The 14330-nt window shown below is 70.5% G+C and carries 10 protein-coding genes and 1 pseudogene; 4 read left to right on the top strand and 7 right to left on the bottom strand.

What is annotated here, in order from left to right; translation table 11 throughout:
* Positions 1 to 29: 29 nt before the first annotated feature.
* Positions 30 to 941, bottom strand: coding sequence for a GNAT family N-acetyltransferase (locus ACFQO7_RS06440; protein ID WP_376805545.1), 912 nt, complete (start codon positions 939 to 941; stop codon positions 30 to 32).
* A 156-nt stretch (positions 942 to 1097) separates the two neighbouring features.
* Between ACFQO7_RS06440 and ACFQO7_RS06445 the strand changes: the two genes are divergently transcribed.
* Positions 1098 to 1652, top strand: a complete 555-nt coding sequence (locus ACFQO7_RS06445) for a TIGR03086 family metal-binding protein (protein ID WP_376805546.1) — start codon at positions 1098 to 1100, stop codon at positions 1650 to 1652.
* Positions 1653 to 1980: 328 nt separating this feature from the next.
* On the opposite strand, the gene ACFQO7_RS06450 is transcribed toward ACFQO7_RS06445, so the two are convergent.
* Together ACFQO7_RS06450 and ACFQO7_RS06455 are read right to left on the bottom strand one after the other, a co-directional pair.
* Positions 1981 to 3231: a right-handed parallel beta-helix repeat-containing protein gene (locus ACFQO7_RS06450; RefSeq protein WP_376805547.1), complete on the bottom strand. Its 1251-nt coding sequence runs from the start codon at positions 3229 to 3231 to the stop codon at positions 1981 to 1983.
* Between the two features lie 476 nt (positions 3232 to 3707).
* Positions 3708 to 4235 carry a hypothetical protein gene (locus ACFQO7_RS06455; RefSeq protein WP_376805548.1) on the bottom strand — a complete coding sequence of 176 codons (528 nt, stop codon included), beginning with the start codon at positions 4233 to 4235 and terminating at the stop codon, positions 3708 to 3710.
* A gap of 559 nt (positions 4236 to 4794) precedes the next feature.
* Here ACFQO7_RS06455 and ACFQO7_RS06460 point away from each other — a divergent pair.
* Together ACFQO7_RS06460 and dinB are read left to right on the top strand one after the other, a co-directional pair.
* Positions 4795 to 6222 (top strand): hypothetical protein, encoded by a 1428-nt coding sequence (locus ACFQO7_RS06460; RefSeq protein ID WP_376805549.1) that lies wholly within the window; start codon positions 4795 to 4797, stop codon positions 6220 to 6222.
* 120 nt (positions 6223 to 6342) lie between these two features.
* Positions 6343 to 7545: pseudogene (gene dinB / locus ACFQO7_RS06465) on the top strand (DNA polymerase IV).
* A 5-nt stretch (positions 7546 to 7550) separates the two neighbouring features.
* Here dinB and ACFQO7_RS06470 read toward each other — a convergent pair.
* The 4 genes from ACFQO7_RS06470 to ACFQO7_RS06485 form a co-directional block, all read right to left on the bottom strand.
* The gene (locus ACFQO7_RS06470; RefSeq protein ID WP_376805550.1) at positions 7551 to 8168 is read right to left on the bottom strand and encodes an MBL fold metallo-hydrolase; all 618 of its coding nucleotides are present in this window, start codon (positions 8166 to 8168) and stop codon (positions 7551 to 7553) included.
* A gap of 203 nt (positions 8169 to 8371) precedes the next feature.
* Positions 8372 to 9901, bottom strand: coding sequence for an ankyrin repeat domain-containing protein (locus tag ACFQO7_RS06475; RefSeq protein WP_376805551.1), 1530 nt, complete (start codon positions 9899 to 9901; stop codon positions 8372 to 8374).
* Between the two features lie 287 nt (positions 9902 to 10188).
* Positions 10189 to 12738, bottom strand: a complete 2550-nt coding sequence (locus ACFQO7_RS06480) for a reverse transcriptase domain-containing protein (RefSeq protein ID WP_376805552.1) — start codon at positions 12736 to 12738, stop codon at positions 10189 to 10191.
* Positions 12739 to 12843: 105 nt separating this feature from the next.
* A complete protein-coding gene (locus ACFQO7_RS06485; RefSeq protein ID WP_376805553.1) occupies positions 12844 to 13812 on the bottom strand; it encodes a helix-turn-helix transcriptional regulator in 969 nt (322 codons plus the stop codon).
* Positions 13813 to 13876: 64 nt separating this feature from the next.
* On the opposite strand from ACFQO7_RS06485, the gene ACFQO7_RS06490 reads away from it, so the two are divergent.
* Positions 13877 to 14293, top strand: coding sequence for a hypothetical protein (locus tag ACFQO7_RS06490; RefSeq protein ID WP_376805554.1), 417 nt, complete (start codon positions 13877 to 13879; stop codon positions 14291 to 14293).
* The last annotated feature ends 37 nt before the right edge of the window (positions 14294 to 14330 follow it).

The raw sequence follows: 14330 nt of genomic DNA on the forward strand, positions 1-14330 counted from the left end.
CTGCCGAGACGCGCTCTGCTCGGCAGAGGTCAGCGGATGACGGCGAGGTTGGCCATGTCGACCACCGGTCGGTAGCCCAGCGCGGTGTAGAGGCTGTTCGAGGCCGGATTGGCCTGGTCGGTGTACAGGCACGCCCGCCCGCCCGCGGCCTGGACGCGCCGGGAGACCTCGGCGACGGCGTTGCCGGCCCAGCCACGGCCGCGCTGCTCCGGCGGCGTGTACACGGGACCGATCCGGGCCACCCCGAACGACGGCGGATTCGCCCCGGTCAGGTGCACCGGCTCGCCGGCGGCGTCCAGCCAGAACCACAGGTCTCCGTCGCGCAACCGGCGCAGCAGCTCGTGCCGCTCAGGCGCTTCGTGCGAGCTGGCACCGCGGGCGCGGCCCGCCTGCTCGTCGGCGTCGCCCATGAACGCCTCGAACCACTCGGCGACCAGGTCCAGATCGTCCTCGCGGGCGGGAGCCAGCCTGCCGGGCACCGGCTTCGGCGGGACCAGGTCGCCGAGTTCGTACAGCCTGGTGTGGTGGCGGACCGCGACCCGGCCGTCGACCAGCCGGGCGAGTTCGGCGGCGCACCGCTCGACGGCCGGCAGGGCTCCGTTGACGGCGAGCACCTCCTCGCCGCGTCCGGCCAGCGCGCGGGCCAGCCCCACCGCCGCGGCCTCGGGCATCGGCAGCAGGAACATCGGGTACGGGGCGCTGGTCGCGGTGCGCATCCCGGTCCCGACCACAGCGCCGGAGTCGTCGTGCACGACGAGCCACCAGTCGCGGTCGGGCGGTGCGATCCCGTCGGCCCGCTGCGACAGCTTCCGGTGGGCGTTCGTCGCCACGACGGTGTTGACGACCGGGTCGGCGGCGAGGTGCGCACCGGCGACGGCCATGAACTCGCCGGGATCGGTGAGGAACCGCAGCCGCAGCCCCGTGTCCGGGATGTCGATCATTTTCGAAGGCTAGCCAGCGGCGGGACACCCGGCAACGGAGTAACGCGCCTGGCCGTCGGTGTCCGAGCCGGGAAGTAGCATTCGACGGTCTGACCGGATCGGCGTGCGAGCCGGGCCTCGCGCGTCGGTCCGGGCCGAGTCGAAGGAGCTGACGTGATGGCCGGTCCCGCTGACGAGCACCGCAGTACCGCCGAGCAGTTCACCGCACGCGTGCGCGGCGTGGCCCCGGGCGACTGGGATCGTCCGGCGCCGTGCCCCGGCTGGCTCGCCCGTGACGTGGTGGGTCACCTGGTCGAGTGGTTTCCGGGCTTCCTCCGGGCGGGCACGGGGATCGAGCTGCCGAAGGGCCCGCCGGTCGCACAGGACCCGGTCGCCGCCTGGACCGTCCACAGCGACGCGGTGCAGGCCCTGCTCGACGACCCCGCCACGGCGGACAAGGTCCTCACCAACCCGAACATCGGCGTGCTGCCCCTGGACCAGGCGGTCTCGATGTTCTACACCACCGACGTCTTCCTGCACACGTGGGACCTGGCCCGGGCCACCGGGCAGGACGAGCGGCTGGACGCCGAGCGGTGCGCCGTGCTGCTGGAGGGGATGCTGCCGATGGACGCCATGCTGCGCACCAGCGGACACTACGGCCCGAAGGTCGAGGTCCCCGACGACGCCGACCCGCAGACGCGCCTGCTCGCCTTCATCGGCCGCACCCCCTGATCCTGGTCCGCGCGGTAGTCGAAGATCGCCCGAGTTGCCGGGCAACCGCGCGAAAGCGGCCTCAAGATACGTACGCCCGGCACGTCCGATGATGACGACGGCACGCACGGCTGCCACTCTCGTACAGGTGTACTAAGATGCGGGCATGACCGGCTTGGCGACGATCCTGCACGCGGATTGTGACTCCCAGACTTAGATGGCCATTCCCACGGCTATTTGGCCAGTTTTCCCACGGTTAGCTGGCCATAGCAGTTGAGCAGGTCTTTTCCGGGTGGTCGCGATGCGCTCTGCGCCGGGCCGAGAAGCCGGCCCGGCGCAGAGGGCGCTGTCAGCCGCTGCATCCCGTGATGCTGGCGGGCGGGCTGCAGTTGTCGGGCGCGTTGGCGACTACCGGGCTGGCGTTAAGTGTGACCGTGCCGCCGTCGTTGAAGATGCCGCCGCCCGCCGAGGTCGTCGTTCCGGCCGCCCTGTTGCGCGTGACCGGCGAGTTCGTCAACGTGGCAGTCGCGGTGGCGGCGTTGAACAGCCCGCCGCCCTGAGCGGTGGCGCCGGTAGTCCGGTTGCCGGCGATGGTGGTGCGGCTCAGGTTCACGGTGCCCAGGTTGTTCAACCCGCCGCCCTGTGCCGTGCCGCCGGTGGCGCTGGCGACGTTGCCGGTGATGTTGCTGCTGGTGATGGTGAAGGTGGACCCGGGCACGATGCGCACGCCGCCGCCGAAGACGCTGCCGCCGGGAGCCTGAGCGGTGTTGCCGGCGACCGTGGTGCGGGCGATGGTGACGGTGCCGCTGGCGGCGACGCCTCCTGCGGTGGCGGTGCCGCCGGGAGCGCTGGACGTGTTTCTGATGATCTTCGTGTTGCTGATGTCCAGGCCGCCCAGGCCGGTCACCGCGCCGCGCGCGGTGCCGCCGGGCGCGGTTGCGTCGTTGTCAGCGACGACGCTGTGCCAGATGGTGACGGGAGCGAAGCCGGCCACAGCGGTGCCGAAGGCGAACCCGCCGATGCCGGCCGTGACGCTGACCAGGTTGCCGGTCAGCCGGCTGTGTTCGATGGTCAGCGGGCCGGCCGTGTCGATGCCGCCGCCGGTCGCCGCGGCCTCGGGCGCGCTGCCGGTGTAGCGGGCCTTGTTGCCGTGGATCTCGCTGTGGGTGACGGTGGCGGTGCCGATGTTTTCGATGCCGCCGCCTGCGGCGAAGAAGTCGGGGCCGCCGATGACGCTGTTGTCGATGACGCGGCTGCGGTTGACGGTCAGGGTGCCGAGGTTGAGGATGCCGCCACCGCACAACCCCTCGGTGGGCAGCACGATTGGGCAGTCGCTCGCGGAGCCGTGGCTGACGGTCAGGTTGTTGAGCACCAGGGTGCCGGTGTCGCCGACGTGCAGGATGCGGAAGTTCGGGGCGTATGTCCGCCGGGTGATCGTTGCGCCGTTGCCGTTGATGGTGATCTGGCCGGTGATGATCGGCAGGCCGTTGCCGGGGTTGTCCGCGGCGACGAGTGCGTAGGTGCAGCGCCGGGTCAGGGTGAGGGTGTCGGCCCCTGGCGTGGTATTGGCCGTGTTGATCGCCGCGATGAGCGCAGGCACCGAGCATGGCACGACGCCGGCTGCGGCGTGTGCCGATTGTGCGGGCAACCCGGCGGCCAGTGCGGCCGCCAGCACGGCAGCGCCCAGTCCGGATCGGGTGGTGAATGTGCGACTCGCGCGTTGTGGATGTTGTTCGACCACTGCTGCAACCCCCGTTGATGGTTACCGATCGCCATGAATGCGGCCAGCTCAGCGTAGGGAGGCGGCGATCTCCGGCCGAGGATTGGCGCGGAGTGTCGGCCCGCCGGTCCGCGCGGGCGCTGACACGGGTTCATGCCTTCCGATAGTCAGTGCGGGACCGCACCACGCGTCTGCTGGTGTTCGCCCCCACCCGGGGAGCTGGTTCGCTCCACGCTTGGTCGTCGGGCGTCGATCTTCGTGGTCAGGCGTTCGGCGAGGCTGTCGCAGGCTTGTTTGAGTAGGGCATGGTGCTTGCCGGGCCTTCTGCTGCTCAGGCCCCACGCGTTGTCGACTGGTCACGTCCACGGACGTGGTGTAGGAACGGTCGGGTCTTGGACTCGGGCGTAACAAGATAGACGGCCACCGGATTGATCCTTCAAAGACCGACCAAGATCTTGAGGGAGCGGGAATCCGATGACCGCCCGCAGGGTCATCTTGGCGTGGTCGGCGCCGTAGAAGTCCAAGATGGCCTCGCAGACGCTCTTCGGCGTCGCGGTGACCGGGGTCTGGACATAGGCTACCGGCGCGACCAGGTCCCGGGTCCCGGCGACGGCGTCGCGGCAGTCGTCCAGCGCCGGCCCGCCGAACCACAGACCACGGATCATCACCCCGCGCCGGTCGTGGATGGCGACGTGGTGGGCGGGCAGCAGCTGGTAATACAGCTCCGCCGTGGGGATCTGCAGCGCGAACCCGCCCTGGGCCATCACCGCGGCGAACAACGTGTTCGGGCTGTGCTCACCGGCCGGATCCCAGCACGGGGCGTGCTGACCCAACCGGCGGGTCTGCCAGATCCGCACCACCCACTCCGCGATCAGCTGCTCCATCGCCGCGACGGTGAGCACCGCGTCCGCTTCAGGGTCGGCGCCGCGGTCGGCGACATCGACGCCCTGGTAGCCAAGCCGAGCACCTTGCGGGCCTCGCCCAACTCCACCACGCTCTGACTCAGATCCAGCAAACTGCTGGACGCCGACGGCAACGCTGCCGTCGAGCGGCCTTGAGAAATCTGCATACGTCGATCAGATATGCCAAAGCGTGCCGGAACGCAACTCGGCCAGCCACAAAGCCAGCCGGTAGCCGAGCTCCCGGCCTACGCTTCAGCCCAAATCTATAAATTCGCTCACGATGGTTTATTTAGGACTAGTGCTCCCGAATCCTGCGTAAATTCAGCGGCGCGGACGTAACTGTCACCACTTGCGCAGCAGGTGGCTGAGTGACACGGAGGAAAGCATGCGCCAAGGAAGATGGACGGCAGCACTCATCCGAGACCGCCGGGGTAGGGCGGCGTGGATGTCAATGTTGGCGCTCACCACCGCCGCAGGACTCACCGTCGCCGGGCCAGCCAGCGCTGGCTACAGGCCCGAGCACAAATCGCCATGTTCTCCGGTGACGAACACCAGCTCGGACACGCTCGGCGGCACTGCGGGTGTCAACGACCTTCTCTGCGGCCACGCCGGAAATGGAGGACTCGGGGGCGACCGGGTGACAGGCGCTGAGGGCGACGACCGCGGCCGCGGCGATCACGTGAACTACAGCGTGCCGTGTTCGGCTCAGGCCCTGATCGAGGCCATCAGGAAGGCCAACAGCTCACCAGGGGCCGATACCCTCCACCTGGCCCGCAGGTGCACCTACAAGCTGACAGCACCGGACGAAGGCAACGCCCCCAACGGTCTGCCGATCATCACCAGCGACATCACCATCGAAGGCCGCGACGCGACGATCACACGCGACTCGTCAGCCCCCGCGTTCCGCATTCTCTTCGTGGACAGCACAGGCACCCTGACGCTCAACAAGACCACCATCAGCGGCGGCAGGGCGACGACATTGGACTGCCCCCTCTTCCCCGGGGAAGGGACCTGCGGTGGCGGCATCCTCAACAACGGCAGGATGACGGTGAACCACAGCCGGGTGATCAACAACACCTCGACGTCCGATATCTTCGCCCAGGGCGGCGGCATCGACAACAGCGGCACGGGGACCGTGTACGACACCGAAGTCAGCGGCAACACCGCCGAATACACCGGCACCGGCACCCCGTTCGCTGTCACAGGCGGCGGGATCGTCAACGACGGCCCACTGACAGTCGACCACAGTCGCGTGCACCACAACACCGTTCGCGCAACCGCGGACACCGGCAGCCTCGCGGAGGCCCCTGGCCTCGCCGCTTTCGCCAACACCTTGATCAAAAACACCGTCATCAGTCACAACCAGGCCAGCGCCCCAGGCGGCACCGCGCGCGGCGCTCTGGTAAACAACGCCCCACCGCCAGCCGTGATGACCGTGATCGACACCGTCATCCGCAACAACACCGCCAGCGCCCCGGGCGGCCTCGCCACCGGTGGCGGAACCACGACCAACCGCACGATGACCCTGACCCGCACCCGCATCATCGACAACCACGCCACCGCCCCCGATGGTGGCACCGTCCACGGCGGCGGGCTCACCCTCGGCCCCGCCGGCCAGGTCACGCTGATCAGCAGCACGGTGTACGGCAACACCGCCAGCGCCCCCGGCGGCACCGCCCTGGGAGGCGGCACCGCCAACCCATCCGGCGGCACTCTGACGATCGAGCAGTCGCACATCAGCAAGAACACCGCCACCGCCCCACGAGGCGGTACCGCCCAGGGCGGCGGCGTCTTCACCGACGTGGGCTCGACGACCCTGAAACGGAGCACTGTCATCGGCAACAACGCGGGGGACGGCGGCGGCATCTTCGAAGCATCCGGCACGGTCACGCTGGACAACACCACGGTCAAGCGCAACACGCCGAACAACTGCGCCCCTCCGAACAGCGTCCCCGGCTGCATTGGCTGAGTGAAAGCGCCGCATGGACCACCGCCGCCCGGCAGCCTTCAGGGCTACCCGGCGGCGGTGGCCAACTAACCCTGGGAAAACTGGCCAACTAGCCCTGGGCAAACACCACCCAAGTCATGCATAACGCGTTCGCGGTGGCCAACTAAGTGTGGGAGTCACACGGATCTCGACCCGTTCTACGCCTCGGTGGAGCAGCGGGACGAGCCCCGACTGCGAGGCCGACCGGTCATCGTCGGCGCCGGTGTGGTGCTGGCCGCCAGTTACGAGGCCAAGGCGTACGGCGTGCGTACCGCGATGAGCGTGCGGGCCGCGCTCGCCCGGTGCCCGAAGGCGATCGTCGTCCCGCCCCGCATGGCGGCGTACACCGAGGCCAGCCGGGCGGTGTTCGAGGTCTTCGGCGACACCACGCCCATCGGCGAGCCGCTCTCCATCGACGAGGCGTTCCTCGACGTCGCCGGGCTGCACCGGATCGCCGGCATGCCCGTGGGGCGATCGCGGCCCGGCTGCGCCGCGACGTGCTCGACCGGGTCGGCCTGCCGATCACCGTGGGCGTGGCCCGCACCAATTTCTTGCCAAGGTCGCCGGCCGGTCGCGAAACCGGACGGGCTGCTCGCCGTCGAGCCCGCGGACGAGCTGGCCTTCCTGCACCGGCTGCCGGTCGAGGTGCTGTGGGGCGTCGGCGCGGTCACCTCCGCGAAACTGCACCAGCGCGGTATCCGCACCGTCGGGCAGGTCGCCCGGCTCGGTGAGGCCGCGCTGGTGTCGATGCTCGGCCAGGGCGCGGGCCGCCACCTGCACGCCCTGGCCCACAACCGCGACCCGCGGCCGGTCGTCACCGGTCGCCGCCGCGCTTCGATGGGAGCCCAGCGTGCCCTCGGCAGCGGCCCGCACACGGTCGATTTCCTGGAGGCCGCGCTGGCCGGGCTCGTCGAGCGGGTCACCCGGCGCATGCGCAGCGCGCAACGTCCCGGCCGCACCGTCGTGTTGCGGCTGCGGTTCGCCGACTACACCCGGGCGACCCGCTCGTCGACCATGCCGAAGGCGACGTCGCAGACCCAGGCGGTGCTCGACACCGCCCGAGCCCTGCTCACGACCGCTGCGCCGCTGGTCGCCGAGCGCGGTCTGACACTGATCGGCGTGTCGGTCGGCAACCTGGACCGCACCGGCCACATCCAGCCCGAACTGCCCTTCGACGACCTGCCGCGCGACGCGCTGGACACCGCCGTCGACGCGGTGCGCCGCCGCTTCGGCGCGACCTCCCTGCAACGCGGCACGCTGCTGGGCACCGACACCGGCCTGGTCATGCCGATGCTGCCGGATTGAACCGGCTACACGACCACGGTGTCGCCCAGCGGGATGCGGGTGTAGCCGATCCGCTCCTCGCCGCCCAGCCAGGCATCGAACTGCCGCAGCCCGAGCTCGTTGAGCACACCGTCGTGGATCGGGAACGTACGGCGCGGCCGCACCGCGCGGGCGAACCGGATCGCGTCGCCGATCTTCAGCCACGGGCCGGCCGCCGGGATCAGCAGCGTCTCGACCGGCTCGGATGGCACGAACAGCGAGTCGCCGGGGTGGTAGACGCCGTCGACGACGAAGCCGACGTTGGCGCAGCCGGGCAGGCCGTCGATGATCTCGGCGTGCTCGCCGCCGACCGCCCGGACCGTGAACCCGGCCGCGGTGAAGACCTCCCCGGGCGAGACCGCCTGGACACCGTCGCCCAGCTCAGCCGCCAGCCCGGGATGGGTGTGCACGGTCAGCTCCGGGTTGCCCTCGCGGGCCGCCCGGAGCAGGTCGAGGTCGACGTGGTCGGCGTGCTCGTGGGTGACGAGCACTGCGGCGACGCCGTCGAACGACACCGGCTCCGAGTAGACGCCCGGGTCGATCACCAGGGCGCGGTCGCCGTCGTCGATGCGTACACAGGCGTGGCCGTACTTGGTCAGGCGCATGGTCAGAACCCCCGTTCGCCTGCGAGCGCAGCACGCAGAACTGGTTTGCCTCCGGCTCGGCGAGCACGGCCGACCCGTGCTGTACGCGTCGCGGTGGTTGGCGGCCATCGTAACGCCGAGATCCGAGGCCCGCTCGACTCCGGTGCCGCAGTGCGGGCGGGCCACACGAGAAGACGCCGGGCGACCGTCATCCCCGGCCGCACTCATACGCCGTTCGGTGGGGGTGCCGTGACAGGTTCGAGCAGCGCGGCGGTCGACTGTCGGTCGAAGTGCCTGGCCCAGTCGAGCGGAGTCGCGTCGAAGCGCCGGTCGCGGAGGTCGGGGTCGGCACCCAGGTCCAGCAGCCGGCGGGTGAGCTCGACGTTCCCGTTCACCGCGCTGTGGTGCAGGGCCGTCTCCCAGGCCTCTTCGACCGGGGCGTCGCCGCGCCCGTAGGCGTTGACGTCGAAGCCGAGCTCAGCGAGCAACGTGACCGTCTCGACGGGCGCCTGGGCCGCGGCCCAGACGATGAGCCCTGGGCGGCTGCGACGGGCTTGGGCCACGGCGTCGGGATACGCGGCGCGGACCCGGTCCAGGGTGGACCGGTCGGCGCGGAACGCCGCGGCGATCAGCTCGCGTACCGGGTCGGGGCCGAGCGACGCGCCCTGCGCGAGGAGGTAGTCGGCGATCTCGGTGTGGCCGTAGACCTGGGCCAGCTCGACCGGCGTCCGGCCGTCGCCGGGACTCCACGAGGGTCCGTCCCCCTCGAACGGCGAGCGGAAGTCGACGCCATGCTCGACCAGCAGCCGCACCCGGGCGGGCTGGTGGTGCTCGACCGCCCAGCGCAGCTGGACGCGCAGCATCTGCGCGGGCGTGGCCAGGTCCGGGATCCGTTTCTTCCACCGGCCGCCGTCGCCGGTGCCGAGCCCGTACTCGAACAGCAGCTCCAGGTGCGAGTCGTCGGGCTCGAACATCCGGTTGTACAGGGTCTGCGCATCGTTGGGGTCGGCACCCGCGTCGAGCAGCAGCCGGCCCAACGTCCGCCAATGCGGGTGGCGGGGCTGGCGCCGCCGGCCCAGCTCGCCATGGCCGAACACCCCCGTCAGCAAGGTGAAGGGTGACGGTAGGGCGTCGAAGAGGTAGCCCTCGTCGGGGTCGGCGCCGGCGTCGAGCAGCCGTCGGGCGACTGCCAGCACACGCTCGGCTGGCACGGCTGGGTCGAATCGCGAGTAGACGAGGTAGTACAGCGGACGCCACCGGAACGGGCCGCCCCGCTCGACCACCCGCCTCGGCTGCTCGGTGAGCAGCCGGTCGACGTGGTCCGGGCGGGCAGCCGCGGCGGCGGCCCAGATGTCGCCCGCGGTCAGCTCGGGATGCTGAACCAGCAGCTGCCGGGCCTGCGCCCATCGCTCCGGCCGGTCCTCGCGGCTGTACGTCAGGCAGGCGAGCCGGCAGAACTCCTCCGCCGGGTCGCTCGCCGGTGCCGCACCGAGCGCGGTGTCCCAGACGTGATCGGCCACGGTTTGCAGGTATCGCGCGAGCCGAGGCCAGCTGGAGAACCCGTATTCGCGGGCTACGACGAATTGTGCCGCGCTGAGCTGCAAGCCGCCGGCGTCGGGCGCGCCACCCGGATGGTGGCGGGCCAGCCGCGCGACGGCATCGGCGTCGCCGGCCCGAACGGCCCGCTGCAGGGCACGGGCCTGCCGACGAAAGCTTTCGAGGTGCGGACGGTCGGGCATGTCCAGGATCGGCACCATGGCCTCCTCTCGTCTGCCTGATGTCCGCTTGGTCAGGTCGAAAGGAGAGCGCTCGTGAAACGTGACGCACACGCCAGGTGGGCTGTGCCCATTCCCGCGGACCGGTGGCTTCCTGACAGCCGCCGCGATTATAGCCGGATCGCGGGTCGCGAGTCCCGGTTCGTGGGCGCAGGTCATGGCAGTCATCGTCTGTGCCGTCGGCGTTGTCGGTGGGCGGGCCTCTCGGCCCGCCCACCGGCGCGGTCAGTCGATGGCGTGGGACGCCACTGGCCACGGGCGGGGCCTCAGAACGGGGGGTTGTCCTTGTCTGCTGTGGCCCAGGGGTCGTCGTTGGTGCCGCGGCTGTCGTTGGTGCCGTGGCTGTCGGTGCGGCGGGCGCCCAACAGTTGCAGTGGCACCAGTTCGGTGTTCAGGAACCGGAATGTTCCGAACCGCTCCCGGATCTCGGGGCCGTAGATCGACAGGATCCAGCGCCAATACGGGGTCAGCCTGAGCTGGGCGCCTTGAGAAATGGTGGTTCCCCGGGCGATGAAATCCCGGGTCAGGCTCTCGGTGGCGGCCGTGTCTGTGGGGGCGGCCGGGTCCAGCGGCTTCAGCAACTGCCGGTAGTAGCGGGCCCAGTCGTTGTCGTGGGTGTTCCAGCCCGCCTCGGCGGGGCCCTGCGGCACGGCGACTCGATCGCGGCGGCGAACCGCCTCGGCGAACTGCCCGGCCATGATGTACGGGTTGCGCAGTCCCAGCCCACCGGCGGTGACCGGCCAGTACAGCCAGGCCTCCGGGATCGCCTGCGGTGGGGTCTGCCGGTCGGCGCCGGTGCGGGTGCCGACCAGGGCGATGACGTCCTTGCACAGGGCGTCGGCGATCCCCTGGCCGGGGCCGGCGTAGTCGTCGACGAACCGAACCAGGGCGGCGTTGGCCTCGGCGCGGTGGTCGTCACCCAGATCGGCTCCCAGCGCGATGCCTCGGGCCAGATGGGTCAGGTCGGCGTTGATGATGTCGACCTTCGACAGCACCGCCTCGGCCGCCATGACGCTGCTGCGGCTCTGCGCCAGGTGCTGCTCGAAGCCAGCTTCGTGCACCGACCACGCTCCCCGCTGGTCGAGGGTGAGCATGCCCCACCGGGGCAGCGGCCCCGCCATGGCCGCCGGGAGTTCGCCGCCGATGCAGACCGCTCCGAACTTGTCGTCGTTGAGCGTCAGCCCGCAGGTCCGGAAGAACGCGGTCACGTGTTCCCGGGCGGCGACGGCGGCATCAGGATCCGGGGTGAGCAGACAGATGTCGTCGACCACCCGAATGACGCGGACCGCGGCGCGCTGCTGAACATAGGTCTCCATACAGCGTCCGATCAGCTCGGCCAGCAGCGCCGAGAGCCGGTAGCCCATGGGCACGCCGCGGGTGGCGGACCGGGTCTCACCGAGGTCGCCGGTGGAGCCGGAGCCGTCGGTCGCCGCCAGGGGCATGGCCAGGAACCCGGCAACCAGATCCAGTTCCGGCCGGCGGATCCCGAGGCCGGCCAGGATGGTCAATACCAGGTCGTGGGGGATGCTGGAGTAGTAGTCACGCAGATCCAGTTTCACGACGCAGAGCGGTCGGTCGGGGAAAGCGGCCCGCGCCAGCTTGATCTCGGCGTTCACCAGTGCCACCACCGGGAAGAACATGTCGCTGTCCTGCTCGTACGGGTCGACCGCGGTGACCTCGTGGAGTTTGTCCAGGTGGGCGCGTCGCTGGGCCAGGACCGATTTCCGGTAGGGATCGTCGTGGATGAACTCGAAGCCGGCGCGCGCCTGAGGGTCCCGTGCGGTGCCGAGATCCGCGATCCAGGGAATCGTTTCCGGGTCCGATTGCCGGCCCGCGGACACCGCGAACTGCTGCTCGCCGTCGGTGACGGACTTGGGGGCGTTGCGCGCCCACAGGAGCTCCGACCGGTGGTCCGCCGCCTGTCTCTGTCGCCAGTCGCCGAAAACCTCGGACAGTTCCTGCTCCCAGCTGCGGGCGAGCACGTCGAGCAGACAGGTGGTGGCAAGATCCTGATCGGTGTAGAGCCGCCACTTGTTCCTGGTCCACACGGCCCGGGTGACCACGCCGCCAGCCGGCCACTGCAGGGCGTCGGGGCCGGTTCCCAGCAGGGTGAGGACGTCGGCGAGTTCCGCGGAGAGCGTGTGGTCCTGGATCAGGCGGCGCGCCTCGGCCCGCAGCCGAGCGGGTTGATACTGGTCGTTGTGGATGAGGCTGAGGGCCTCCTGCAGCGAATCCTCGCGGGTCGCCACGAAACGATCCTTTGCCGGGCCGGCCTCGGAGACCCCGGCGAGCAGGTTCTCGATCAGGCCACGATGGTCGTTCGGACGGGGTGGCGTCAGAACATGCTCACGCAGTTCATGCAGCTGTCGCGGGGGTGGTGTCCGCTGAAGGCTGTGGCCACTGGTCGCCCACTGCTCGAGGAGGACTCCGAACCGGTAGACGAACTCCGAACGCAGGCGTCCCGCGGTCAGCTCGTCGGCCAGCCGACGGGACCAGCGCTCGACCAGGTCGGCGGAGATGCCCTGACCGGGAAGGGTGTCGTTGGCCAGAACGCCGAGATCGGCCAGTTCGGGATGGACCTTTCCGCCCGCGTAGGTGAGGTCGGCCAACCCGCGATAGAGGTGTCGTAGCCGCTGGTGGGGATCGGTCGCGGCCTCGGCCTGGAGGGTGAGCCGGTCGTAGGCCTCGCGCAGCCGGCTGTGCTGTGCCCGCAGTTCTCGGAGCTTGACCGCGGTGACGAACTGGGTGGTCGAATCGGAACGCATGGCCGCAGACCGTAGTGTCGGGGTCGGACAAAACCCGATCACCGCGTTCATCCGGAAGATCGGCGTCGAGCCACTCTGCTCGTCGGCCGAGGCGGAGTGAACCTCCCTCGCCGACCCACACTGGTACCTGTACCGACCGTTCTGGCGGCCGACTCGTCAACGGGGTTCGGTCGTGGCCGCGTACGTGCGGGCCAGCTCCTCGACGGTGGCGGCGATGCGCCGGCGCAGCGAGACCGGTTCCAGCACCTCGACCTGTGCACCCAGGCGCAGGAACTGCATCTCGGCGTGGCTGTCGGTCTCGATCGGCACGCGGGCCAGGATCCAGCCGTCGGGTTGGCGCTCACCGGCCGCGGCGGCCTCGGCGACGGCCCGGCCCATCAGGTGCGGCAGCAGCTCCAGCGCGGCGGGGGACAGGCGCACCAGCGCCTCGCCCCGCACCAGCCGGGCACGGAAGTCGGTGATGTGCTCGTGCCAGTGCGCCGCCAGATCGAACCCGTCCGGCCAGGTGAACTCGTCGGGCAGCACCGTCAGTTCGCGGAGCTGGCTGACCCGGAAGGTGCGCAGGCCCCGCGCGGCGCGGGCGACCAGATACCACTTGCCCGCCTTGAGGACCAGGCCGTACGGCTCCAGCCGGTGCTCGGCGCGGCCGGTCCAGTTCTCGTAGGTGACGGCCAGGGCACGCTGGTGCCATACGGCGTCGGCGAGGGTGGCGAGGTGTGCGGAGCTGTCGCCGTCTTCGTACCAGCCGGGGGTGTCGAGGTGGAAGCGCTGCCGCATGCGGGCGCTGCGCTCGCGCTGCGCGTCCGGGAGCGCGGCGGCGAGCTTGAGCTGCGCGGCGGCCACCGCCTCGGCCAGGCCCAGGTCCGCGGCGACCCCCGGCAGCTCCGCGAACACGAGGCCGCGGGCTTCGGCGGCGGTCAGCCCGGTGAGCTGGGTGCGGTAGCCGTCGACCAGCCCGTAGCCGGTCGTGTCGCCGTAGACGGGGATGCCGGCGGTGCCCAGCGCCTGCATGTCGCGGTAGATGGTGCGGACCGACACCTCCAGCTCGGCGGCGAGCTGGTGCGCGGTCTGCCGGCCGCGGCTCTGCAGCAGCAGGACGATGGACAGCAGACGGTCGGCGCGCATGTCGGGAAGTCTGCCGCCGGGCACTGACAGAACATGTCAGGGGTACGCCCCTAGCGTCTCCCGCATGACGAACACTGATTTCGACTTCCTCGCCGGCTCCTGGGACACCGTCCAGCGGCGGCTGGTCAAGGCGCTCGCGGGCTGCGACGAGTGGTACGAGTTCGACGCGACCCTCGACTGCCAGGTGCTGCTCGACGGCACCGGCGTCTTCGACGTGCTGCGGGCCCCGGAACGGGGCTTCGAGGGCCTCACGCTGCGCCTGTTCCACCCCGACGAGCAGGTGTGGCGCATCTGGTGGGCCTCGAAGAACAGCGCCGGCCTGCTCGACGAGCCGGTGGTCGGCCGCTTCGACGGACCCGTCGGCACGTTCGAGTGCGACGACGTCTGGGAAGGCACCCAGATCCGGGTCCGCTACCGCTGGTCGAAGACCGATCCCGCCCATCCCCAGTGGGAGCAGTCCTTCTGTCAACGGCCATCGTGAGGTCGCCACTGGTGGCCAGCGAATGTCGCCACCTGTG

The sequence above is a fragment of the Catellatospora aurea genome (genome assembly GCF_042663325.1).
Taxonomy (GTDB): Bacteria; Actinomycetota; Actinomycetes; order Mycobacteriales; family Micromonosporaceae; genus Catellatospora; species Catellatospora aurea.